Genomic DNA, 24,337 nt, shown 5'->3' on the forward strand with positions numbered 1-24,337 from the left:
ACCCCCGCGCGGCATCCGTAGATACCGCTTCACGACATCGCCCAGATGGCGGAATTGGTAGACGCGCTGGTTTCAGGTACCAGTGCCGCAAGGCGTGGAGGTTCGAGTCCTCTTCTGGGCACCAATTATCAAAAGGCCCGGCCCCTGCGAAGGTGCCGGGCCTTTTGGTTTTCTCGCCTTCATTTCGTCTGTTGACAGCCCCCCGGAGCCCGCATAGAAGCCGCCTCACGACATCGCCCAGATGGCGGAATTGGTAGACGCGCTGGTTTCAGGTACCAGTGCCGCAAGGCGTGGAGGTTCGAGTCCTCTTCTGGGCACCAAGACTTGCGAAAAGCTGCGCAACCCTCTCAGGTTGCGCGGCTTTCGTCTTTTGGACGTCTGGCTTTCCGGGCCGGGCATGCCCGCCGGAGCCAGATAAAAACCTGCGGATCAGCCTTGTTTCCCGATCTGAAAGGCCGCTTTCAGGGCCTCGGCCCGCGCCCCTGTCAAGGCCGCGTCGCGGCCCGGACGATAGAGCGCAGTGCCCAGCCCGAATCCGTCAGCCCCCGCCGCGAGGTAGGGGGTCATCGTGCCGGTATCGATTCCCCCCACCGGCAGCAGGCGCGTGGCTGCCGGGAGAATCGCGCGCATGGCACGCACGGCCGCCGGGGGAATCATTTCCGCCGGAAAGAGTTTCAGAAAATGAGCCCCTGCCTCCAGCGCGGCGAATGCCTCGGTCACCGTTCCGACACCCGGCCCATAGATCATGCCATGCGCACGGGCCGCACCAGCCACGCGCGGATCGAAGTTCGGTGCGACGATCAGACGCCCCCCCGCCTGCGCCACGGCATGCACTTCGGCGGCCTGCAACACGGTTCCCGCACCGATCACCGCGCTATCCCCGAAAGACCGTGCAAGCGCGGCGATACTGGCCAGCGGATCGGGCGAGTTCAGCGGCACCTCGATCAGGGTAATTCCCGCCGCCGTCAGCGCCGCGCCGACCGGGACCGCCTCGGCCGGGGTCAGGCCGCGCAAAATGGCGACCAGTGGACAGGCCGCAAAGGCCGTGTCGAATTCCATCATCCTGTGATCCCCGCCCGTGTTGCGATGTCCCAAAGTCCCAGCCGCGCCATGCCGGGTGCCGCGATGCGCGCCTCGGTGCCCGCAGCCTCCAGCGCGATCCGATAGCGCGCGGTCAGATCACCCCGCCCGATCAGCGTGACCGGCCCGGTCGGCACCATACCCGCCACCTCGTCGCCGATCAGAAGGCCCGAGAGATAATCCGCGATCTGCGCGGGTGCGAGTTGTCCGGTCAGGGCCAGCGCCCGCACCGAAAACGCCCGCACCAGCAGCGGACCCGCGGCCCGACCCGCCGCAAGGCCGCGTGCGAAAGCCGCAGGATCGAAGGGCCCCGGTTCCGCCAGACGTCCGAGGATCGACTGATGGCGCAAGAGCGCGAACCCCTCACCCGTCATACAGGTGCGGAAGGAGGTCAGACGCCCGGCCTCGGCCCTTGCCCATTTGCTGTGGGTGCCGGGCAGGACGAACAGCCCGTCGCCGCCACCCGCCGCCATATGGCCAATGATCTCGGTCTCTTCGCCGCGCATCACATCGGGCAGCCCCCCGGCATTGCCCAGCGCGCCGGTCACGAAATGCACGGCCCGCCCCGAAGCCGCGCGATGCGGCACCAACGCCCCGGCCAACGCCGCCGCATCCAGCGGCAGCGGCAGATAGGGCGTCTCGACCCAGCCATTGCGCGAGGTGACCATTCCCGAAGCGATGACTGCCAGCCTCTTGGGCCAGGGGGCTAACGCCTGCTCCATCACCACATCGAACCCGCCCTGAGGCACCGAGAGGATGCCCCGTGCGGTGCCGATCTCATCCAGCACTGTGCCGCCCGGCCCCATCAGCCAGGCACGAAAGGACGAGGTGCCCCAGTCAATGCCGATCAGGCGTCCGGTCATCCTACCCGCCTCACAGGATCACCCGCGGCTCGGCCAGCCCGGCGACCGGCGCGCGCAGAAGGTAGGTGCAGCCCTGCGCCGGATCGGGTGCCGCGATCCCCTCGCGCGCCGTGGTCACCAACATATCGCGCAGATCCGGTCCTCCGAAGGCCGGACAGGAACTGTGCCGCCCCGGCAGATCCAGATGATCCGTCGCGCGGCCCGCCATATCGAAACGCGTGACCCGCCCCGCGCCCCACAGCGCACACCACAGCCCACCCTCGGCGTCGATCACCGCACCGTCGGGGTTCAGGCCCTGCGCCGACAGATCAAGAAACGGCGCAGGATCACCTGCGGGCCAGCCCTCTGCATCCAGCGGCTGCCGCCAGATCCTGCCAGCTGCCGTATCGGCATAGAAAGCGGCGCGGCCATCGGGCACAAAACAAATGGCGTTCGGAATGGTCACGCCCGCCACGACCTGACGCACGGCCCCCCGGTAGTAGCGGTAAATCGCACCGCTGCCGGGTTCCGCCCGTTTGCCCATGGTGCCGAACCAGAACCCGCCCTGCCGGTCGGCCCGCCCGTCATTGGATCGGGTCGCGCGATCCTCTGCCTCGACCGCCACAAGCGGCACCAGCGCCCCGTCCCGCAGGTCCAGCACCGCCAGCCCTGTCTCGGTTGCCATGATCATCCGGTCGGCATCCACCCACCCCGCCGCCGAGACCATCCGGTCGAAGCGCCATTCCAGCGGCCCGCTGTCATCGCGTGACAGAAGGCGTCGGTTCAGGATGTCGAACCAGAAGTAGCGCGCGCGCAGCGGGTGCCAGATCGGCCCCTCCCCCAGTTCGCAGGTGCGATCATCGAAAAGGCTCATGTTCCGCCTCCGGCCAGCCGCGATTGCGACAGTTTCAGAAGGCCCTTCTGCAACAGGATGAACAGCAGCAGCAGCAGGCCGATCACGATTTTCGTCCACCAGCTCGACAGCGAGCCGTCAAAGACAATGTAAGTCTGGATCAGACCCATGGTCAGCACGCCGATCAGGGTGCCGAAAACATAGCCTGCCCCGCCGCTGAGTAGCGTGCCGCCGATCACCACCGCCGCAATGGCGGTCAATTCGGTGCCCACCGCCGACAGAGGATAGCCCGATCCTGTGTAGACAGAGAAGACGATCCCGGCGAGACCAGCCAGCAACCCGGACAAGGCATAGACAAGGATCGTCGTGCGCCCCTGCCGCACCCCCATCAGCCGGGCGGTCTGTTCACCACCACCAAGGGCATAAAGGCTCGTGCCAAAGCGGGTCTTGTGGGCCAAGACCATGCCGGCCAGCACGACCAGCACCATCAGCCCGCCGATCAGCGTCAGCCGCCCCTTGCCGGGCATGAGCCAATAGGCCGATTGCAGCGCCTTGTAGAACGGATGCTGGATCGGCACCGATTCAATGGTCAGCATGTAGGCCGCGCCGCGCGCAAGGAACATGCCTGCCAGCGTGACGATGAAGGCGGGCATGGCCAGCCGGTCGATCAGCCAACCCATCGCCGCGCCAAAGCCGGAGGTCAGCGCCAACAGCAGCAGGAACACAGGCAGCGGATGCAGCCCCGTATCGCGCAGCATCACCGCGATGAACATGCCGGAAAAGGCGATGACCGATCCGACCGAAAGGTCGATGCCGCCCGACAGGATCACCAGCGTCATCCCCACCGCGACGATACCCAGATAGGCATTGTCGGTCAGCAGGTTGCCCACAACACGCGTGGACAGCATCGCCGGGAACTGAAGCCAGCAGATCGCATAGGCCACGATGAAGATGGCGATGGTCGCATAAAGCGGCAGCGCACGGGTTTTCATGCCTCTCCCTCCGGTGCGGCGGCCGGTGGGTCGCGGCGTGCCTTCATGGTATCTCGCCAGACACTCCATTCCGCCGCGATGCGGGGCGATTGCAGGACAAGGATCAGCAAGACCAGCCCGGCCTTGATGACGAGGTTGTATTCCGACGGGAAGCCCGCCAACAGGATGCCGGTGTCGATGGTCTGGATGATCAGCGCCCCGATCAGGGCGGCCAGAATCGAGAACCGCCCGCCCAGCAGCGAATTCCCCCCGACGACCACGGCGAGAATCGCGTCAAGTTCCAGCCATAGCCCCGCGTTATTGGCATCGGCGCCGCGAATGTCGGCGGTGACGATGATCCCCGCCAGCGCCGCACAAAGACCCGAGCCGATATAGACCGCAATCAGCAGCACGGTCGCGTTGACGCCCGCAAGCGCACTGGCACGGCGGTTGATCCCCACCGCCTCGATCAGCAGGCCAAGGGCGGTGCGCCGCATCAGCAGCGTCGCCAGCCCCCCCGCCACAAGCCACAGCCATGCGGGCACCGGCAGGCCCCAGAGGCTGCCCGAGCCAAGGAAGGCAAAACCGGGATCGGTGAAGGTCAGGATGCGCCCTTCGGTGATCAGCTGCGCGATGCCACGCCCCATGGTCATCAGGATCAGTGTCGCCACGAAGGGCTGAATGCCGACCACGGCCACCAGCACGCCGTTCCATAGCCCGGCCAGTGCCCCCGCCAGCAGCGCAACCGCCAGCGCGACGCCGGGACCATGGCCTGCGGCAATCGTCCATGCCGCCGCCGCACCGCAGATCGCCATGATGGCGCCCACCGACAGGTCGATGCCGCGCGTGGCGATCACCAGTGTCATGCCGATGGCCAGCAGGGCGACCGGCGCCCCGCGCTTCATCACGTCGATCACCGGCCCGACCAGACGGCCGTCATTGAAGGACAGGTTCAGAAAGCCCGGATAGAACAGGCTCACCAACCCCGCCAGCGCCAGAAGCGCAAGGATCTGCGGGGCAAGACGGCGCAGGGCTGCTGGCATCAGGCCACCTCCCCCGCAATGGCGCGCATGATGGTTTCGGGGGAAATCCGCGTGCCTTGCAGTTCCGCGACATGGCGCCGGTCGCGCAGCACGATCACCCGGTCCGAGACCGCGATCAGCTCGTCCAGTTCCGACGACACGACCAGCACCGACATGCCTTCGGCCGTCAACCTGCGGATCAGCCGCAAAATCTCGGCATGGGCACCGACGTCGATGCCACGCGTCGGCTCGTCCAGGATCAGAAAGCGCGGGTTCATTGCCAGCCAGCGCGCCAGCACCGCCTTCTGCTGATTGCCGCCTGACAGTTCGCCAATGGGCTTTTCACGTCCCGAGGTGCGGATGTCGAGTTGGCGGATATAATCATCCGCCATACGGTTCTGTTCGGTGCGCGGGATCGGCCGCGCCCAGCCGCGCCGTGCCTGAAGCGCCAGCGCGATATTCTCGCGGATCGACAGCTCAGCCACGATACCGTCGGTCTTGCGATCTTCGGGGGCGAAACCGAAACCCGCCGCGATGGCTGCGCGCGGCGAAGTCAACGCCAGCGGACCATCCGCATCGCGCACCTGTCCGCCCTGCGCCGGGTGCAGGCCGAACATCAGTTCGGCGGTTTCGGTGCGCCCCGAGCCCAGCAGACCGGCCAGCCCGACCACCTCGCCCTTGCCGACCGTCAGGTCGAAAGGCTCTACCATACCCCGGCGGCCCACACCTTCAAAATGCAGCAGATCGGGCCGGGCTCTCGGGACCCGCGTGGCCCGGTGTTCCACCTCATCCTCCAGTGCGCGGCCCAGCATATGTTCGATCAGCTTCACCCGGTCCAGATCGGCGATCCGTTCGGTCACGATCCTGCGGCCATTGCGCAGCACGGTGATCCGGTCGCAGAGGTCGAACACCTGATCGAGGAAATGCGACACGAAGATGATGCCAAGCCCCCGGTCGCGCAGGCGTCGCACGACCTCGAACACCATGCCGACCTCGCGCGCATCAAGGCTCGCCGTCGGCTCGTCCAATATCAGCACCTTGCCCGACAACGCCACCGCTCGGGCTATGGCGATGATCTGGCGGATGGCCACCGAATAGCTGCCCAGATCGCGGTCCACGTCGATCTCAATCCCGTAATCGGCCAGCATCGCCCGCGCTTCGGCTCGCATCGCCCGTCCGTCGATCAGGCCGAAGCGGCGCGGCTCACGTCCGAACATGAGGTTCTGCGCCACCGTCAGGTTCGGCAGAAGGTTGACCTCCTGGTAGACTGTCCCGATCCCCAGATCCTGCGCCTCCACCGTCGAGTGCGGTGTGATCTCAGCCCCTTCCAGCGCAATCCGCCCGGCATCGCGGCGATAGGCGCCGGTCAGGCATTTGATCAGCGTGGATTTGCCCGCGCCGTTCTCGCCCAGCAGGGCATGCACCTCGCCCGCCGCCAGATCGAAATCCACAGCATCCAGCGCGCGCATACCCGGAAAGCTCTTGGTCAGATTGCGGATCGTCAGCAGCATGATCGTATTCCCCGGCGGTGCCGGGCCGGGGCAGAACCCCGACCCGGAGGAAAGTCAGTAACCCAGACCCTTGCGGCGATCATATTCGCCAGCCGGATCATCCGCCTGAGTGTACAGCTTCGATTCTGTCTGGATGAACTTTGGCGGCATGGTGCCATCCTTCCAGTAGGCATCCAGCGCGTCCAGCGCCGGGCCGGCCATATTCGGTGTCAATTCCACCGTCGCATTGGCCTCGGCCTCGGACATGGCCTTGAACAGGTCCGGCACCCCGTCAATGGATACGATCAGGATGTCCTTGCCCGGTTGCAGGCCCGCTTCCTTGATCGCCTGAATGGCTCCGACCGCCATGTCGTCATTATGGGCATAAAGCGCGCAGATGTCCTTGCCGCCGTTTTCTGCCTGAAGGAAGCTTTCCATCACCTCCTTGCCCTGGGCACGGGTGAAATCGCCGGTCTGGCTGCGCACGACCTGAAGGTTGTCATGGCCTTTCAGGGTGTTTTCAAAGCCCGTCTTGCGGTCGATGGCCGGGCTGGAGCCGGTGGTGCCTTCCAGTTCGACGATACGGCAGGGTTTGTCACCGACGGCGCCGATCAGCCATTCGGCCGCCACCTCGCCCTCGTGCACGAGGTTGGAACCCACGGCAGTCAGGTAAAGATCCTCCGAACTGTCAACCTGACGATCCAGAAGAACCACCGGAATCTCGGCCTCTTTCGCCTCTTGCAGCACGGCATCCCAGCCGGTCGCCACCACGGGGGCCAGCAGGATCGCATCGACACCCTGTGCGATGAAGGACCGGATCGCCGCGATCTGGTTTTCCTGCTTCTGCTGCGCGTCGGAAAACCGCAGATCAAGGCCCCGATCGGCGGCCTGCTGCTTGGTCACCGTGGTTTCCGCCGCGCGCCAGCCCGATTCCGAGCCGATCTGCGCAAAGCCGATCGTCTTGTCCGCCGCCAGCGCCATCGTCGCCGAAAGCGCCAGTGCGGCGACCGAGCCCATCAGGATATGCTTCGTCATCATCCGTTCCTCCCTTGGATGTCGTGAATCGGGGCCTTCCGTCAGCCCCGCAGGTCTTCGGGCAACAAGGCGTCCGGCACGTTCTGGAAACAGACCGGCCGCAGGAAGCGGCGGATCGCCAGCGTGCCGACGCTTGTGGCGCCGAAATTGGTAGAGGCGGGATAGGGTCCGCCATGGACCATCGCGTCACAGACCTCGACGCCGGTGGGAAAGCCGTTGGCCAGCACGCGTCCCGCCTTGCGCTCCAGCACTGGCATCAGACGCGCGGCCAATGCCGTATCGCCCGCATCCAGATGCAGGGTGCAGGTCAGCTGCCCCTCCAGCGCGCGGGCCACGGCCAGCATCTCGTCAGCGTCGGCCACACGGACGATCAGGCCCAGCGGGCCGAATACCTCTTCGCCCAGCGCATGATTGGCAAGCCAGTCCCTGCCGGAGGTCGAGAACAGACAGGGCATGGCCTTGCGACGCTCGCAGGCCGAGGTCAGCACCTCGCGCACGCCTGCCGTGCCCGCGATACGGTCGCATCCCTGCCGATAGGCAGCAGCGATGCCGTCAGTCAGCATGACCTGCGCCCCCACAGGCTCAAGCGCCGCTGTCGCGGCCGCGGTGAAAGCGTCGGCCTCTGCATCGTCCAGCAGCACCGCAATCCCCGGATTGGTGCAGAACTGCCCCGCCCCCATGGTCAAGGATCCCGCCCAGCCGCGCGCGATTTCTGCCCCGCGCACCGATACGGCCTTGGGCAGCAAAAACATCGGATTGACCGAACCCAGTTCGCCGAAGAACGGAATGGGATCCGGGCGCCGCGCGCAAAGGTCAAACAACGCCCTGCCACCTGCAAGGCTGCCGGTGAAGCCGACGGCGCGGATCAGGGGATGGGTCACAAGTGCCGCACCGACCTCGCGGCTGCCGCCCTGAACAAGGCTGAACACGCCGGGAGGAAGCCCGCAGGACCGGATTGCCGCATGAATGGCCTCGGCCACGACCTCGCCCGTGCCGGGATGGGCTGAATGTCCCTTGACCACCACCGGGCAGCCCGCCGCCAGCGCCGAGGCCGTGTCGCCCCCGGCGGTGGAAAACGCCAGCGGAAAGTTTGACGCGCCAAAGACCGCAACCGGGCCGATGGGGCGCTGGATCATCTTCAGATCCGGGCGCGGCAGCGGTTGGCGATCCGGCAGCGCCGGATCATGCCGCCGGTCCAGATACTCGCCCTTGCGGATATGGCTCGCAAACAGCCGCAACTGGCCCGTGGTGCGCGCCCGCTCGCCTTGCAGACGCGCGACGGGAAGGCCGGTCTCCTGCGTGCCAATTTCGGTGATCGCCTCTGCCCGCGACTCGATCTCGTCCGCGATGGCCTCCAGAAAAGCCGCGCGACGATCGCGCGAGGTCTGGCCATAGGTCCAGAACGCCTCCTCGGCTGCGGCGCAGGCAAGATTGACCTGCTCTGCCGTTCCAAGGCTGAAATCATGCGCCGGGCCATGGGCAGGCTCCGACCGGAAGGTCGACCCGCCGCCAACCCATTCGCCTGCGATCAGGTGCTTGCCATGCGGTGTAAAGGTCATCGGATCTTCCTTCAGAATGCGAAAGGTTCGGCGGTTCGGCGGCGGCCCAGCGTGAAGGCATCGGCAACCAGCACCATCGGCGACAGGTCCACGTCACTGGCCCCCGCCCGCACCAGAGCCGCCATCCGGGCATAAAGCGCCGGGTATTCGCCCATGATGCTTTCGATGCCCTCGGCCCGCTTGCCGTCGATTTCCAGCACATTGCCGCCAAGGCGCAGCGCCATAGGCCCGGCATCGGTCTGCAGTTCGATGTCCCAGGTCTGCGGACCTTCCTGCCGCCAGTCGAAATCGGCGCTGATGCCGCCCGTAAAGGCCAACCGCGCCGCGATAGGGGCCTGCCGGTTGGCGGGCACCTCCAGTTCTGCCCCGGTCAGATGCACTGGCACTGGCAGGATTTCGGTCAGGATCGACAGCGCGTTGATGCCGGGATCAAAGACGCCCATGCCACCGGGTTCAAACACCCAGTCCTGACCAGGGTGCCATTTACGCACATCCTCGCGCCATGTGATCCTGCCTGACAGCACCTGCCGCCCGGCAAGCCAGCCCTTCGCCGCCGCCACCGCATGGGCCATGCGCGAATGCCAGGTGGCGAAAAGCGTCAGCCCGCGCTCGCCCGCCAGCGCCTCAAGCGCATGCACCTCGGCCAGCGTGGCGCCCGGCGGCTTTTCCAGCATCACATGCCGCCCGGCGCGCAGGGCGGCCGCGGCCGCCTCGAACCGCGGCACCGGCGGCAGGCAAAGGCTGACGGCCTCGACATCCGGCCGGGCCTCCAGCATGGCCCCGATCGAGGCGAAAGCCTCCACCCCCGGCACCTGACCATGGCGCGAGACCGTGGCCACCAGCTCCCAGTCGGCGCTGGCCGCAAGGGCCGGAACATGCTGGTCCAGCGCGATCTTGCCGATGCCCACAAGCGCGATTTTCATCAATGCGCATCCTTTCCGACCGGATTGCCCCGACAGCCGACGAGGAAATCCAGATCCGCCCCCGTGTCGGCGCCCATCACATGGGCCTGATGCAGCCAAGCATAACCGCCCTCGGGCTGTTCGTGGCGTGGCGCCCAAGCGGCCAGCCGCACGGCGAGTTCCGCATCCGAAATATCCAGATGCAACCGGCGGTTCGGCACGTCCAGTTCGATCATGTCGCCACTTTGCACCACCGTCAGCGGCCCGCCCGCCGCCGCCTCGGGCGAGGTATGCAGCACGACCGTTCCATAAGCAGTGCCCGACATGCGCGCGTCGGAAATGCGCACCATATCGGTGATCCCCTTCTTCAGCACCTTGGGCGGCAGGCCCATGTTGCCGACCTCTGGCATCCCCGGATAGCCGCGCGGGCCACAGTTCTTCAGCACCAGAACACAGGTTTCGTCCACGTCCAGATCGGGGTCGGCGATGCGCGCCTTGTAGTCGTCGATGTCCTCGAACACGACGGCACGGCCGCGATGCACCAGCAGGTGTTCCGATGCGGCCGAAGGCTTCAGAACCGCGCCCTTCGGCGCCAGATTGCCGCGCAGGACAGCAATGCCGCCATGGCCGGTCAGCGGGCGGTCGGCGGGCAGGATGACATCCTCGTTCCAGTTGGTGACATCCTTCACCTCGTCCCAGATCGCCCCACCCGAGACGGTCAGCGCCTCGCGGTTCAACAGTCCCGCCTCGCCCAGACGGCGCAGCACGACGGGCAGGCCGCCAGCATAGAAGAACTCTTCCATCAGATACTTGCCCGAGGGCATCAGGTTCACGATCGTCGGTACGTCGCGGCCCAGCCTGTCCCAGTCATCCAGCGTCAGGTCGATGCCGACACGACCGGCCAGCGCCAGAAGATGCACCACGGCATTGGTCGATCCGCCAATGGCGCCATTGGTGCGGATCGCGTTTTCGAACGCCGCGCGGGTCAGGATGTCCGAGGGTTTCAGGTCGTCCTTCACCATCTGCACGATGCGACGTCCCGACAGTTGCGCCATGACGCGGCGGCGGCTGTCCACTGCCGGAATGGCGGCATTGCCGGACAGCGCCATGCCCAGCGATTCCGCCATGCTGGCCATGGTGGAGGCGGTGCCCATCGTGTTGCACGATCCGGTCGAACGGCTCATGGAAGCTTCGGCCTCCAGAAAATCCGCCTGCGTCATCTCGCCCGCCTTCACGGCCTCCGAGAATTTCCACAGATGGGTGCCCGAGCCGACCCGTTCCCCCCGGAAATAGCCGTTCAGCATCGGCCCGCCCGACACCACAATGGACGGAATATCGGTCGAGGCGGCCGCCATCAAAAGCGAGGGCGTGGTCTTGTCGCAGCCAACCAGCAGCACGGCGCCGTCAATCGGCTGGGCGCGCATGGTTTCCTCGATCGCCATGGCGGCGAGGTTGCGAAACATCATCGCGGTGGGGCGGAAGGTGTTTTCCGAGGCCGAGAATACCGGCACCTCCACCGGGAAACCGCCTGCCTCCCAGATGCCGGCCTTCACCTTCTCGGCCAGTTCGCGCAGATGGCCGTTGCAGGGCGTCAGGTCGGACCAGGTGTTCAGGATGCCGATGACCGGACGGCCGTCGAACAGGTCATGCGGATAGCCCTGATTCTTCATCCAGCCGCGATGATAGATCGTGTCGCGCGAGGTGCCGCCATACCAGTGCTGCGAGCGCAGGGCGCGGGGCCAAGGGGCAGGTTTGAAAGCCATGTCAGACCTCACAGGACGGTGACGGCGGCAAGCGCCGCGGTGTCGGTTTGGCGGGCAAGGGGATTGCGCAGCGGCAGGCCGAAGGCGGGGCTGACGATTTCAAACACATCACCCGGTTCGGCGCTGATGCCATCGGCAAAGCTGAGCGTGGCAGTGCCAAAGAAATGCACATGCACATCGCCGGGCTGTCGGAACAGCGCATATTTGAAATGGTGGTGTTCCAGATTGGCGAGGCTGTGCGACATGTTCGCCTCGCCCGAGAGGAAGGGTTTTTCCCAGACCGGGCGGCCGTCGCGCAGGATGCGGCTGGTGCCTTCCACATGGTCAGGCAGCGCGCCGACCAGCATTTCGGGGCCGTAACTCGCCGGGCGCAGCTTGGAATGCGCAAGCCACAGGTAGTTGCCGCGTTCGGTGACGTGGTCGGAAAACTCGTTCCCCAGCGCAAAGCCCAGCCGCAGCGGCCGCCCGTCGGGGGCGATCAGGTAGAGGCCCGCGACCTCCGGCTCTTCGCCACCGTCCAGCGCGAAGGCGGGCGAGGTCAGCGCGGCACCGGGTGCCACGGCGACGGAGCCGTTGCCTTTGTAGAACCATTCAGGCTGCACCCCGGCGCGGCCCTTGGCGGGCTTGCCGCCCTCCAGCCCCATGCGGAACATCTTCATGCTGTCGGTCATCTCGTCCGTGACCTTGGTATGCATGGCGTCACGCGTGGCGGCAGACCCCAGATGCGTGAGTCCCGTGCCCGTCAGATGCAGATGCGCCGGATCGGGGTGATCGAGCGGCAGAAGCATCCGCCCCTCGGCCAGCGCCTGTGCCAGATCGACTGCCGGCCCCTGGCCCCTTGCATCGACCTCGGCCACAAGCCCGCGCCCGCCCGCAAGCGCCGCATGCGCCAGATCGCGGACCGTCTGCACCCCAGGCACCAGATGCGCCGCCGCATCCTCGCGCGCCGCGACCGCACGGCTGCCATCGGGAAGGATCAGTTGCGAAAGCCACATCTCAGGCGTCCTTGTTCTTGTTGTAGACATCGAAGAAAACGGCGGCCAGCAGCACCAGCCCCTTGATGACCTGCTGGTAGTCGATGCCGATACCGAGGATCGACATGCCGTTGTTCATCACCCCCATGATGAAGGCGCCGACCACAGCGCCCACGATCTTGCCCGAGCCGCCCGACATCGAGGCGCCGCCGATGAAGACTGCCGCGATCACGTCAAGCTCCACCGCGAAACCGGCCTTGGGGGTGGCGGTGTTCAGCCGCGCGGCGAAGACCAGCCCGGCCAGCGCCGCCAGCAGCCCCATGTTGACGAAGGTGAGGAAGGTCAGCCGTTCCGTGCGGATGCCCGACAGCTTGGCCGCCTTGGCATTGCCACCCACGGCATAGACCCGGCGCCCGAGCGTTGTGCGTTCGGTCACGAAGACATAGACCACCGTCAGCACCACCATCGACAGCAGCACATTGGGCAGGCCGCGGAACCACGCAAGCTTCCACGTCACGAACAGCAGCGCCGCCGCCACGATGGCATTGCGCAGCAGGAACAGGCCAAAGGGCTCACCCTCGATGCCATAGCGCGCATCGCGGGCCCGCGCCCTCAGGCCCAGCCAGAGCAGCGCCACCACCGCCACCACACCCACCGCCATGGCCAGCAGGTTGGGCCGGTCCATCCCGAACAGATCGGGGATGAAGCCGGTCGACAGCGCCTGAAACGATTTGGGGAACGGCCCGACGGATTGCCCGGCCAGCAGCCACAGCGACAGGCCGCGAAACACCAGCATCCCCGCCAGCGTCACGATGAATGACGGGATGCGCCAATAGGCCACAAAATAGCCCTGCACCGCGCCGATGCCCATACCGACCACCAGACAGACCGGGATGGCCACCGCCACCGGCAGGCCCAGCGTCACGATCATCACTGCCGCAAGTGCGCCGATGAACCCCATGACGGAACCGACCGACAGGTCGATGTGCCCGCCCACGATCACCAGCAGCATGCCCAGCGCCATGATGATGATATAGCTGTTCTGAAGGAACAGGTTGGTGATGTTCACGGGTTTCAGCAGCGTGCCGCCGGTCACCACCTGAAAGAACACCATGATGGCGATGAGCGCGAACAGCAGCCCGTAATCGCGGATGTGACGGGCCACATAGGCCCCGATGCCAAGGCGCGCGGCCTGTTGTGCGGGATCGACCTGTTCCATGCGTCCTATTCCTTCACGATCAGCGACATGATGGCCTCCTGGCTGGCCTCGGCGGCGGTCAGTTCGCCGACGAAGCAGCCTTCGTTCATCACATGGATCCGGTCGCACATGCCCAGAAGCTCGGGCATTTCGGACGAGATCATCACGACGGCCTTCCCGGCCGCGCTGAGTTCGTTGATGATGTTGTAGATTTCATATTTCGCGCCGACGTCGATGCCGCGCGTGGGTTCGTCGAGGATCAGAACCTCGGGTTCGGTGAACAGCCATTTCGCCAGCACCACCTTCTGCTGGTTGCCGCCAGACAGGTTCATCACCTTCTGGAACACGCCGGGGGTGCGGATGCGCAGGCTTTGACGATAGGTCTCGGCCACCTCGGTTTCGCGCGCCTCCTCGATTACGCCGCGTGTGGCCACGGCATCGAGATTGGCGAGCGAGACATTGCGGCGGATGGTTTCGTCAAGGATCAGACCTAGGCTCTTGCGGTCCTCGGTCACATAGGCCAGCCCCGCCGCGATGGCGCGGTCCACGGTGGACAGATCGACCGGACGGCCATGGATCAGCGCCTCGCCGGTGATGTCGCGGCCATAGCTGCGGCCGAATACGCTCATCGCCAGTTCGGTGCGCCCGGCGCCCATCAGCCCGGCGATGCCCACCACCTCGCCGGCGCGGACCTGCATCGAAAGATCGCGGATCATCCGGCGGTCGCGCTGTTCGGGGTGGCGGACGTTCCAGTTGCGCAGTTCGAACACCACATCGCCCGCACGGCGGTCGCGGTCGGGGAACCGGTGCGCCATGTCGCGGCCCACCATGTCGCGCACGATGCGATCCTCGGTCAGCGTGCCGCCGCGCGCGTCGGTGGTCGAGATGGTGGCGCCGTCGCGGATCACCGTCACTGTATCCGCCACACGTCGCACCTCGTTCAGCTTGTGCGAGATGATGATCGAGGTCACCCCCTGCGCCTTGAGGCCCAGAAGCAGGTCAAGCAGCGCCTGGCTGTCCGCCTCGGACAGCGCGGCGGTCGGTTCGTCGAGGATCAGCAGGCGCACGTTCTTCGACAGCGCCTTGGCGATTTCAACCAGTTGCTGCTTGCCGACGCCCAGGCTTTCGACCCGCGCGCCCGGCGTTTCGCGCAGGCCCACCTTGGCCAGCAGGCCCTCGGTCTGGCGAAAGGTCTCGGGCCAGTCGATCACGCCGTTGCGGCCGCGCTCGTTGCCCAGAAAGATGTTCTCGGCGATGGACAGCAGCGGCACCAGCGCCAGCTCCTGATGGATGATGATGATGCCGCGTTCCTCGCTGTCGCGGATGTCGCGGAATTCGGCGCGCGCGCCGTCATAGACGATCTCGCCCTGATAGCTGCCTGCCGGATAAACCCCGGACAGCACCTTCATCAGCGTCGATTTGCCTGCACCGTTCTCGCCACAGATGGCGTGAATCTCGCCCTCCCGGACGGCAAGGCTGACATCGTCCAGCGCCTTCACCCCCGGAAAAGTCTTGGTGATATTGCGCATTTCCAGCAGCATGGTCACGAGAAACTCCGCTCTGCTCGACTATGGGAACGGGCCGCCCGCAAAAGGGGCGGCCCGCGATCAGGGACGGATTACTGGATCTGGTCCTTGGTGTAGTAACCGGACCCCACCAGCACCTCTTCCCAGTTCGAGGCGTCCACCGGCACGGGTTGAAGCAGATAGGACGGCACGACCTTGACCCCGTTGTCATAGGTCGAGGTATCGTTGATCTCCGGCTCGCCACCCTTCAGCATGGCATCCACCATGCCCACGGTGACGCGCGCCAGTTCGCGGGTGTCCTTGAAGATGGTCGAATACTGCTCGCCCGCGAGGATCGACTTGACGCTGGGCACCTCGGCATCCTGACCCGAGACGATGGGCATCTTCATGTCTCCCGAGCCGTAGCCCACGCCTTTCAGCGACGAAAGAATACCGATCGACAGCCCGTCATAGGGGCTGAGCACGCCCTGAACCTGCTTGTCGGTGTAATTGGCCGACAGAAGGTTATCCATCCGCGCCTGAGCCACCGCACCGTCCCAGCGCAGCGTGCCGACCTTGTCCATCCCCTCCTGCCCGGAGGGCACGGCGATGTCGCCCGAGTCGATCATCGGTTGCAGCACCGACATGGCGCCGTTGTAAAAGAAATAGGCGTTGTTGTCGTCCGGGCTGCCGCCGAACAGTTCCACGTTCCACGGATGCGCATCGGGGAAGCGTTCCTTCAGCCCCTTCACCAAGGAGTTGGCCTGTTCGACGCCCACCTTGAAGTTGTCGAAAGTGGCGTAGTAATCTAGATCCGGCGTGTCGCGGATCAGGCGGTCATAGGCGATGACCTTGATGTCGGCCGCCTTGGCATTCGCCAGCGCATTCGACAGGGTGGTGCCGTCGATGGCGGCGATTACCAGCACATCCACGCCCTTGGTGATCATGTTCTCGACCTGGGCAAGCTGGTTCGGGATGTCATCCTCGGCATATTGCAGGTCGGTGTCATAGCCAGCGGCCTTGAACTGCTCGACCATGGAATTCCCGTCCGAGATCCAGCGGGCCGAAGATTTTGTCGGCATGGAAATGCCCACGGTTTCAGCCATGGCCATGGATCCGAGCAATGCGGTTCCGATCGCCAGCGCTGCGGCGGCGGTTCTGATTTTCATGCTATCCTCCCTGATGGCGGTGCGCTGCCGCCCATCCTCCTCGCGCGGCCCTTTGACAGGCGTGACGGGACGCTATCAAATGCAGGACATGCTGGTATAATTACATTTGGCGCAATCTACATATCAATATTGTCATGCAAAACACCCCGTCCCGTCTGATGCTGAAACCGGCGCAGCTTCGCCTCGTTCTGGCGATTGCAGATCACGGTCAGTTACAGCTTGCGGCCGAAACCTGTGCGATGACGCAGCCCGCGGCATCGCGCATGCTGGCCGAGGTCGAACGGCGGATCGGCGCCCCGCTGTTCACCCGCACCCCCAAGGGAATGGAGCCGACCGAGATCGGCGCCACCATGTTGCGGCGCGCGGCCATCGCGCTGCGCGAGCTGGAAAGCATGGGATCGGATATCGAGGCATTACGCCATGGCCACGCGGGCCGCGCTCGGGTCGGCGCTGTGACCGGCCCGGCGGTCGGCTATCTGGTGCCCGCGATCCGAGAGATCAAGCAGACCGCGCCCGCCTCTGAAATCTCGGTCGAAGTGCTACCTTCGCGCGATCTGATGGCGCATCTTGCCGCGGGCGAGATGGATTTTGCGCTCGCACGCATCCTGCCGGAATTCGACAGCCACGAATTCGACATCACGCCGATGCGGGATGAAAAGGTCACCTTCATCGTGCGCGCCAGCCACCCGCTGTCGCGCGCGCAGGTCGTGACGCTGACCGAATTGTCGGATTACGAATGGATCATGCAGGGACGCGGCGCCCCGATCCGCGAAGCCACGCTGGAGGCCTTTGCGGCACTGGGCCTGTCAGAGCCGCGCAATCTGGTGGACAGCCCGTCGCTGCTGTTCACCATTGCCTATCTGGCGCAAAGCGACGCCGTGGCGCCAATGTCAGAGGAGGTGGCGCAACTGCTGATCCGGCAGCCGGTGGCGGCGGGGTTTGCCGTTCTTGCGGTGCAGCGGGAATTGCGCGTCTCGCCCTACTACCTGCTCAGCCTGCGGCGACGACCGCTGTCGCCACTGGCGCAACGGCTGCGGGCAGCGGTGCTGCGGCAAGCGGGTGTCTGAGGGAGGCACCTTGGTCGGATTGGTGTCAGGGTGATTCGGCACTATCCTGCGGTGCCCGGAGAGAGGAGCCCGCCATGATCCGCCACGCCGCGCTATGCCTTGTCCTCACCGCCCTGCCCGCCTTTGCCGAAGCAGACGGGGAAGGCACGCTCAACCCCGAGGAGCTGTCGCTGAACCGCGCGCTGACCGATGCGATGGAGGGTGAAACCTCGATGACCACCTGTGCCTCCGGCTATCTGATGACCAAATCGGGCCAGCATGAAAAGGCGCGGCGCCTGTTCGAAGCATGCGTTGCCGACGGCTATACAGGCGCAATGACATGGATGTCCTATCTTGAGGACAATGGCTTTGGCGCACCGGAAAATCCCGATGCGGCAGCCGATTACGACCGGATGGCGGCCGAAGCGGGCGATCCGGTCGGCATGTTCAACTACGGGCTGGACCAGATGCGCGGTCGCGGCACAAGGCAGGACGAAACGGCGGGCCGCGCGTTGGTGGACCGGGCGGCGGATATGGGCCTTTCAGTGGCCCAGCGGCTGCGTGCGGCGGATTACGATCTTGATGAGGTCACGCCGGATGCTGACAACTGGAAATACGCGCCGATGTTCTAGGTGATCAGGCCCGGGATCTTGCAGATCGGGTCGAGGATGAATCGATCCCGCTCTGGGGTCCATATATTACAGACATATTCATAGGACGTCAGGCCGCTGCGGGTCTTGGGTCCTTGGTGAAGTTGCAGGCGGCCATGCCGTCGTAAGCCCGTCGAACGGGCTGGGCGTTCAATATCCCCCCGGCACGACCCGTCTCCGAACAGATGAGGGATCGATACAATCTTTTGGGATCAGCGACTATATCGGTGCCGCAGTTCTGCATGGCAGTCGGCCGGGCGCGGAAAGGCTGATCGCCGACCGGGGTTGCGATGCCGACTGGTTCGGGGAAGCTTTGAAAAACAAGGCATGAAGCCCTGTATCCCCGGCAGGAAGTCCTGCGGCAAGGCCGTCAGATACGACCGTAGCCGCCACAAACATCTTAACCGCATCGTGATCATGTTGAGCCGGCTCAATGACTGGCGCCGCATCGCCGCCCGCTATGACAGATGCGCCAAGACCTTCCTCTCCGCCGCCACCCTCCTGTTCTGGCTTTGACGATCAATAAGACTGGAGGCTAGCTAGAGAAAAGCATGGGAAGAGTGCTGATCGCGGCCCTGTCCCCGTCCTTCAATGAAAATCCCGGCTGGGAAACAGCTTCTTCGCCTGTTCCCGCGGATGGCGGGCGGTTGGCCTGATGCTGCCTACGGCTGGGCGTTTCGTTTCATCCGCGCGGCCGTCATTGACATCGATGATCTCCGAGCGACCGAGGGTCACCAGCAGGTGCGAGACATCCTCGATCCCTTCGGCGATCAGATGGGTAACCGGGCCGTCGCGCTGGATACGGCCTGTCACACGGATTAGCCGCCCCGCAATCACCGCCTTGCGGAAGGTTTCGTAGATCCTCTTCCAGACCACGATGTTCGCTGTGCCTGTTTCGTCTTCCAGGGTTAGAAAGATCACGCCCGAGGCCGTCCCTGGGCGCTGGCGAGTGATGACAAGACCAGTGACGGTGATGCGGCCCCTGGTTTGGGGCAGCCGCTCGTGCGGCAAGCTTTCCAGCAAGTGCGGGCGAAGAAGTGCCATCGGATGGGCGCGCAGGGAAAGCCGCAGAGAGAGGTAATCCTCGATCACCTCCTGAGCAAGGCTCATCTGTGGCAGGGTGACGGCGGGTTCGACACCGCCTTCACCATCGGCACCGAAGAGAGGCAGCGGTGCAGGTGCTTTCAGCGCTTTGGCCGCCCAGAGCGCATCGCGACGGGTCAGGCCAAGGACGGCAAAGGCGTCGGCCTCAGCCAGCCGTTCCAGTGTGTCGGGCTGCACACCGGCCAGACGCCACAGGCTTTCGACATCGGGATAGCCGTTGCCGCGTGCAGCGGCAATCCAGGCCGCATCCTCTTCGCGCATACCCTTGATCTGGCGGAACCCGAGCCGCAGCGCAAGCGCGCCATCGGGGCGATGTTCCAGTGTGCAGTCCCAGAGGGAATGGTTGACCGAGACCGGCCGCACCTCGACACCATGATCGCGGGCATCGCGCACCAGCTGTGCTGGGGCATAGAAGCCCATTGGCTGGCTGTTCAGCAGCGCGCAGGTGAAGACCTCCTGATGGTTGCACTTAATCCAGGCCGAGATATAGACCAGCCGGGCGAAGCTGGCGGCGTGGCTTTCGGGAAAGCCATAGCTGCCGAAGCCTTCGATCTGGGCAAAGCAGCGCGCCGCGAAGTCGGCGTCATAGCCGCGGGAGAGCATGCCAGAAACGAAACGGTCACGGAAGGAACCGATGGTGCCCATGCGTTTGAAGGTCGCCAAAGACCGCCGCAGCCGATCAGCCTCTGACGGGGTGAAGCCTGCGGCGACGACCGCGATCTGCATCGCCTGTTCCTGAAACAGCGGAACGCCATAGGTGCGGCCCAGCACCTCCATCATCGCGAGACCAAGATCCTCGACGGGTTCCAGCCCCTGACGACGCCGGATGAAGGGGTTGACCATGCCGCCCTGGATGGGCCCGGGGCGGACGATGGCCACCTCGCAGACCAGATCGTAGAACTTGCGTGGTCGCATGCGGGGCAGGAAGTTCATTTGCGCCCGGCTTTCGACCTGAAAAACTCCGATCGCATCAGCGCGGCAGAGCATGTCGTAGACCTGCTCGCGCTCACGCAGTGCCTGCGGTGGTTCGCCCGGTACGGCATCTGGTTTCAGGGTGTCGAGCCCCATGCCGATCATGCGATGCTCTGCCAGCAGGCCAAAGGCCTTGCGGATGCAGGTCAGCATGCCCAAGCCCAGCACATCTACCTTCAACAGGCCAAGCGCGTCGATATCGTCCTTATCCCATTCGATGATGGTACGGTCGTCCATTGCGGCATTCTCGATGGGGCACAGTTCATCGAGACGACCGCGCGTGATGACAAAACCGCCGACATGCTGGCTGAGGTGCCGAGGAAAGCCGATGATCTCGCCGATCAGCTTAACGGCCAGTTGGACCCGACGATCCTTGATGGAGAGACCGGCATCGCGCAGCCGGTCTTCGCCGGGTGCCGCCGATGACCAGCCCCAGATTTGCCCGGAAAGCCGCGCGATCACGTCCTGCGAAAGTCCCATGACCTTGCCGACCTCGCGGATCGCGGCACGCGAACGGAAGTGGATCACGGTCGCCGTGAGGCCGGCGCGCTCACGGCCGTAGCGCTCATAAATCCACTGGATGACTTCTTCGCGGCGCTCATGCTCGAAATCAACGTCGATATCCGGCGGCTCGCCGCGTTCCTTGCTGATGAACCGTTCAAAGATCAGGGTGATGCTTTCAGGCGGTACCTCGGTGATGCCGAGGAGGTAGCAGACCACCGAATTGGCGGCGGACCCGCGGCCCTGACAGAGGATACCCCTGGACCGAGCGAACCGCACAATGTCATGCACGGTCAGGAAATAGGGCGCATATTCCACCTCGCGGATCAGCGTCAGTTCCGTCTCGACGCGATGGACGATCTTCGGCGGCGGACCCGACGGGTAGCGCCAGTTCAGGCCTGCACGGGCAAGACGCTCCAGCCGGTCTTGCGCTGGTTCGCCACTACGTGCCTCATCTGGATACTGATAGCGCAGATCGCTCAGGCGAAAGGCGCAAGCGTTCGAAATCTCCAGTGTACGGCGCAGCGCGGCAGGGTGGCGGTAGAACAACCGCGCCATCTCGGCTCCGGATTTCAGGCGGCGCTCGCCATTGGCCTGTCGGTGCTCGCCGATGTTGTCGATTGTGCAGCCGATACGTAGGCAGGTCAGGACATCGGCCAGCGGGCGGCGGGCGGCGCGATGCATCAGCACATCACCGACAGCGACCATTGGCAGGTTCATCCTTTGAGACAGCAAGGCCAACTGATCAAGGCGAGCCTGGTCGCGACCGTCATAGCGGGGGGCAGCCCCAAGAAAACACAGACCGGGAAAGCCCCGCGCAACAGCCAGAAGGTCCCCGAGGGTGGTATTGGGGTCGGCGTCCTCCAACGGATCGGGTGGCAAGGCGATCAGGATCATCCCTGTACCCCACTCGGTCAGGTCAGCGCGCCGCAGATGGCATTCGCCTTTCGGGGCCCGGCGCTTTCCCAGGGAGAGGAGGCGAGTCAGCCGCGACCAAGCGGCCAGATCGGTCGGCAGGGCCAACCATTCGACGGGGGTGTCCGTCAGCACCAGTCGCGCTCCCGCGATCAACTTCGGCAGAGGCGCGTCTGATGGGGTGCCAGGACCGGTCTGACCTGTGAAATGCGGCACGGTCTGGCGGCTGGACGGATCGGTCACGCGTTGCGAGCGGATTGTCGGACCATCCTGCGCGGCCCCGGCCGTGGCCTGCGCCTCGTCCCGCAGCCGGGTCAGTTCCTTCAGTGCCGAATAGGCCCGGACCACCCCTCCCACCGAATTGCGGTCGGTTATGGCGATGGCGGCCAGACCCAGCTCCATTGCGCGGGTGACAAGTTCCTCGGGATGGGAGGCGCCGGTCAGGAAGGTGAAATTCGAGGCGACGCACAGTTCGGCATAGGGCTGGTCGCAGGAAGCATTCATGCGAACTCTCCCTGCACATGCCAGTATTGCGCCCCGGTAGGAGCTTGGGGCGTTTGAAACAGCCAGAGACGCGGGCCTTCCTGCGTTTCGATCCGCCAATAGTCGCGCAGGCCGGACCGCCAGGCGGGGTCGTCAAGCCACCATTCCGGAGTGATCCGCTCCGGTCCTGTCGCGCGCAGCGTGGTGAAGCACATGCGCCTCCAACGGAAACTGGCGGGCGGTGTGCCGGAGGCATCTGTTACCGGTTCGGGCTGGAAGAGGGTGATCGGACGCGCCGCGCCTGCGCGATTCGGGATCGGTTCGGGGACAGAATAGGCTGCCGGGGCAAGGAGGAAGCTGCGCTCCGGGATCAGGCTGGTCGCGGGCAACAGGCGCAGTACCCGGTCAAAGCCGATGCGATTGCCGACAGAGGACAGCAGGTCTGCCACCGCATCAACGTGCCGGATCGTTGGGCCACCGCCGATCTGTTCAGGGGCAAGGGCTTCGGTGACCGGGGCCGTCAGCCTCAGGGCATCAATGCCGAAACCGGACTCTACCTCGTCAACGCCCTTGGCGAAGAGCGCCGCGATCCTGACAGGATCACGCATCGGGCGGGCGAGGCCAATCTCGACCTGCACCGTGCCGCGATCCACCCGCTGCAGCTCCAACCGGACCCGGCGCGCCCCCAAATGGGTCGCTGCCAGTTTTGCGCAGAGCCGTTCCAGCAGACGTTCGAGGCCCACCATGACGTCCGATTTCAGACCGATCGGTTCCGGCAGCGTCATCCGCACCCCAAAATGCGGTGTGTCACGCTCCGCTGCTACGGGTTCAGGCTGTGCTCCAAGCGCCTGATCCAGCCGCAACACCAGTCCCGGTCCGAAGCGCCGCGCCAAAGGGGCGCGCGGCAAATGCGCCAGATCGGCAATGCGGCCAAGACCCACACGTACGAGCGCTTCGGCAGTATCATGATCAAGCCTGAGCGCCGTAACCGGCAGATGCCCGATTCCCTCGGCCAGCCGCCCATCCGGCACGATGCCACCGCCCTGACGGGCGAGGGCGTGGGCCGCCCCGCGGGTTCCGGCGATCGCACTGGCGGCATGCAGCCCTGCGCGCTCCAGCCTTGCCTGCAAATCTTCGCGCAGATTGGCTTCGCCGCCGAAGAGATGCGGTACGCCTGAAATGTCGGCCATCAGCCCGTCCGGGCCATCCTGCGCCACCATAGCGGCATAGCGGCCAGCCCAGCGGCGCAGACTTGCAAGCGCGGAGGCCTCTTGTACAAGATCGGCTGGTCGGGTGGCCAGATCGGGGCAGATGGCCCAAGCATCTGCCAGCGCCATGCCGCGATGCAAACCTCGTGCCGACGCCGCTGTATTCAAGCAATGCAGGTGATCGGCATTGCTTGACCGATGGATCAGCGCAAAGGGCCCTTCAACGGGGCGCCTCCGCAGGCTCGTGTCGCTCGCCAGCCGCGGTAACCATATGGAGAGCAGCCGACGTGCCATTCCAGTTCAAGACCCAGCTTCTCTTTGTTCCCCCTTTGTTCATATCGAAGTCGGCTCTGTTACGCAAATGGGACTTATATACTTAACTAGCCAAAAATCACTTGCGGACTCTGGCTAGTTAGGTTGTTTCTGGCACAGAAGGAGCTTGCACCATGTCGAAGCCTGAAACCCTATCCACCTTCCAGTTTTTCCAGAAGTTCCCGGATGAAGATGCCGCGCGCAAGTTCTTTGAGGTCCGCCGTTGGGGTGATGAGCCGGTTTGCGGTCATTGCGGTTCTGTCGATGTGGTCGAGTGCAAGGATCACAAGCCGATGCCCTACCGATGCCGGGACTGCCGCAAGCATTTCAGCATTCGCACCGGCACTGTTCTGGCCGCAAGCCGCCTTCCCTTGATCAAGTGGCTGCTGGCGATCTACATGCTCACCAGTGCCCGCAAGGGAATCCCCAGCACCCAGATGGCGCGGGAACTTGGCGTCACTCAGAAAACCGCATGGTTCCTCGCTCAGCGCATCCGCGTGACATAGGCCCGAAGATCCACCAGTTAGACCATGCGGCCGGTCTGCATGGTGTTGAAGGCAGCCTTCGCCTTCTTCACCCAGGTATTGATCTCGATCACCATTTTCGCGGTGCGACCGGGAACATCGTAGATCAGCGAGAACACGGGCTCGCCGGAGATGTAATGACCCAGCGGAATCTGCTCAGGTTAAGCCGCTAATCTGAATGCCTCTGTAGGCGTGCGCATGGCAAGGGCCTGATGAGGTCGGCGGTTGTTGTAGAAGCTGATCCAGTCGCCGATGGCGC

General features: G+C 64.8%; 19 protein-coding genes, 2 tRNA genes and 2 pseudogenes. 6 read left to right on the top strand and 17 right to left on the bottom strand.

What is annotated here, in order from left to right; genetic code table 11:
- The first annotated feature begins 39 nt into the window (after window positions 1-39).
- Together D2N39_RS19965 and D2N39_RS19970 are read left to right on the top strand one after the other, a co-directional pair.
- Window positions 40-124: transfer RNA gene (locus D2N39_RS19965), tRNA-Leu, on the top strand.
- 111 nt (window positions 125-235) lie between these two features.
- Window positions 236-320 (top strand) — tRNA-Leu (locus D2N39_RS19970).
- Window positions 321-429: 109 nt separating this feature from the next.
- Here the strand turns inward: D2N39_RS19970 and D2N39_RS19975 are convergent.
- The 14 genes from D2N39_RS19975 to chvE form a co-directional block, all read right to left on the bottom strand.
- The gene (locus D2N39_RS19975) at window positions 430-1,062 is read right to left on the bottom strand and encodes a 2-dehydro-3-deoxy-6-phosphogalactonate aldolase (protein WP_119136542.1); all 633 of its coding nucleotides are present in this window, start codon (window positions 1,060-1,062) and stop codon (window positions 430-432) included.
- Complete coding sequence (locus D2N39_RS19980) at window positions 1,059-1,943, bottom strand: 2-dehydro-3-deoxygalactonokinase (RefSeq protein WP_119136543.1); 885 nt, start codon at window positions 1,941-1,943, stop codon at window positions 1,059-1,061. Before D2N39_RS19980 ends, D2N39_RS19975 begins: the two co-directional genes overlap by 4 nt.
- 10 nt (window positions 1,944-1,953) lie before the next feature.
- Entirely contained in the window at window positions 1,954-2,796 is an 843-nt protein-coding gene (locus D2N39_RS19985; protein WP_119136544.1) for an SMP-30/gluconolactonase/LRE family protein, read from the bottom strand.
- Window positions 2,793-3,767, bottom strand: a complete 975-nt coding sequence (gene yjfF, locus D2N39_RS19990; RefSeq protein WP_119136545.1) for a galactofuranose ABC transporter, permease protein YjfF — start codon at window positions 3,765-3,767, stop codon at window positions 2,793-2,795. The genes D2N39_RS19985 and yjfF overlap by 4 nt, the downstream gene beginning before the upstream one ends.
- Window positions 3,764-4,789: an ABC transporter permease gene (locus D2N39_RS19995; protein ID WP_119136546.1), complete on the bottom strand. Its 1,026-nt coding sequence runs from the start codon at window positions 4,787-4,789 to the stop codon at window positions 3,764-3,766. The genes yjfF and D2N39_RS19995 overlap by 4 nt, the downstream gene beginning before the upstream one ends.
- Window positions 4,789-6,279 (bottom strand): sugar ABC transporter ATP-binding protein, encoded by a 1,491-nt coding sequence (locus D2N39_RS20000; RefSeq protein ID WP_119136547.1) that lies wholly within the window; start codon window positions 6,277-6,279, stop codon window positions 4,789-4,791. The genes D2N39_RS19995 and D2N39_RS20000 overlap by 1 nt, the downstream gene beginning before the upstream one ends.
- 54 nt (window positions 6,280-6,333) lie before the next feature.
- The gene (ytfQ, locus tag D2N39_RS20005; protein ID WP_325048520.1) at window positions 6,334-7,296 is read right to left on the bottom strand and encodes a galactofuranose ABC transporter, galactofuranose-binding protein YtfQ; all 963 of its coding nucleotides are present in this window, start codon (window positions 7,294-7,296) and stop codon (window positions 6,334-6,336) included.
- 38 nt (window positions 7,297-7,334) lie between these two features.
- A complete protein-coding gene (locus D2N39_RS20010) occupies window positions 7,335-8,852 on the bottom strand; it encodes an aldehyde dehydrogenase (NADP(+)) (protein WP_119136548.1) in 1,518 nt (505 codons plus the stop codon).
- A gap of 11 nt (window positions 8,853-8,863) precedes the next feature.
- Complete coding sequence (locus tag D2N39_RS20015) at window positions 8,864-9,775, bottom strand: Gfo/Idh/MocA family protein (RefSeq protein ID WP_119136549.1); 912 nt, start codon at window positions 9,773-9,775, stop codon at window positions 8,864-8,866.
- On the bottom strand, window positions 9,775-11,517 hold the full coding sequence (gene araD / locus D2N39_RS20020; protein WP_119136550.1) for an L-arabinonate dehydratase: 1,743 nt from the start codon (window positions 11,515-11,517) through the stop codon (window positions 9,775-9,777). Before araD ends, D2N39_RS20015 begins: the two co-directional genes overlap by 1 nt.
- A gap of 8 nt (window positions 11,518-11,525) precedes the next feature.
- Window positions 11,526-12,512 (bottom strand): AraD1 family protein, encoded by a 987-nt coding sequence (gene araD1 / locus D2N39_RS20025; RefSeq protein ID WP_119136551.1) that lies wholly within the window; start codon window positions 12,510-12,512, stop codon window positions 11,526-11,528.
- A 1-nt stretch (window position 12,513) separates the two neighbouring features.
- Window positions 12,514-13,710: a multiple monosaccharide ABC transporter permease gene (mmsB, locus tag D2N39_RS20030; protein WP_119136552.1), complete on the bottom strand. Its 1,197-nt coding sequence runs from the start codon at window positions 13,708-13,710 to the stop codon at window positions 12,514-12,516.
- Window positions 13,711-13,715: 5 nt separating this feature from the next.
- Window positions 13,716-15,236, bottom strand: a complete 1,521-nt coding sequence (mmsA, locus tag D2N39_RS20035; protein ID WP_119136553.1) for a multiple monosaccharide ABC transporter ATP-binding protein — start codon at window positions 15,234-15,236, stop codon at window positions 13,716-13,718.
- A 71-nt stretch (window positions 15,237-15,307) separates the two neighbouring features.
- Window positions 15,308-16,363, bottom strand: a complete 1,056-nt coding sequence (gene chvE, locus D2N39_RS20040; protein WP_119136554.1) for a multiple monosaccharide ABC transporter substrate-binding protein — start codon at window positions 16,361-16,363, stop codon at window positions 15,308-15,310.
- A 134-nt stretch (window positions 16,364-16,497) separates the two neighbouring features.
- Here chvE and D2N39_RS20045 point away from each other — a divergent pair, with 134 nt between their 5' ends.
- From D2N39_RS20045 to D2N39_RS23450, 3 genes and pseudogenes are all read left to right on the top strand, one after another.
- Window positions 16,498-17,430, top strand: a complete 933-nt coding sequence (locus tag D2N39_RS20045) for a LysR family transcriptional regulator (protein ID WP_119136555.1) — start codon at window positions 16,498-16,500, stop codon at window positions 17,428-17,430.
- A 74-nt stretch (window positions 17,431-17,504) separates the two neighbouring features.
- The gene (locus tag D2N39_RS20050; protein WP_199725317.1) at window positions 17,505-18,041 is read left to right on the top strand and encodes a tetratricopeptide repeat protein; all 537 of its coding nucleotides are present in this window, start codon (window positions 17,505-17,507) and stop codon (window positions 18,039-18,041) included.
- Window positions 18,042-18,270: 229 nt separating this feature from the next.
- Window positions 18,271-18,575 (top strand): annotated as a pseudogene (locus D2N39_RS23450) (IS5/IS1182 family transposase); the annotation flags it as partial.
- 72 nt (window positions 18,576-18,647) lie between these two features.
- On the opposite strand, the gene D2N39_RS20060 reads toward D2N39_RS23450, so the two are convergent.
- Both D2N39_RS20060 and D2N39_RS20065 read right to left on the bottom strand, forming a co-directional pair.
- Window positions 18,648-22,055, bottom strand: coding sequence for an error-prone DNA polymerase (locus D2N39_RS20060; RefSeq protein WP_119136557.1), 3,408 nt, complete (start codon window positions 22,053-22,055; stop codon window positions 18,648-18,650).
- Window positions 22,052-23,536, bottom strand: coding sequence for a Y-family DNA polymerase (locus D2N39_RS20065; protein ID WP_119136558.1), 1,485 nt, complete (start codon window positions 23,534-23,536; stop codon window positions 22,052-22,054). The genes D2N39_RS20060 and D2N39_RS20065 overlap by 4 nt, the downstream gene beginning before the upstream one ends.
- A 152-nt stretch (window positions 23,537-23,688) precedes the next feature.
- On the opposite strand from D2N39_RS20065, the pseudogene D2N39_RS20070 reads away from it, so the two are divergent.
- Window positions 23,689-24,057 (top strand): annotated as a pseudogene (locus tag D2N39_RS20070) (transposase); the annotation flags it as partial.
- 182 nt (window positions 24,058-24,239) lie between these two features.
- Here D2N39_RS20070 and D2N39_RS23710 read toward each other — a convergent pair.
- The gene (locus D2N39_RS23710) at window positions 24,240-24,332 is read right to left on the bottom strand and encodes an integrase core domain-containing protein (RefSeq protein ID WP_407645607.1); all 93 of its coding nucleotides are present in this window, start codon (window positions 24,330-24,332) and stop codon (window positions 24,240-24,242) included.
- Between the last annotated feature and the right edge of the window lie 5 nt (window positions 24,333-24,337).

Origin of the sequence: Gemmobacter lutimaris (genome assembly GCF_003570715.1) — a bacterium.
GTDB lineage: Bacteria > Pseudomonadota > Alphaproteobacteria > Rhodobacterales > Rhodobacteraceae > Gemmobacter > Gemmobacter lutimaris.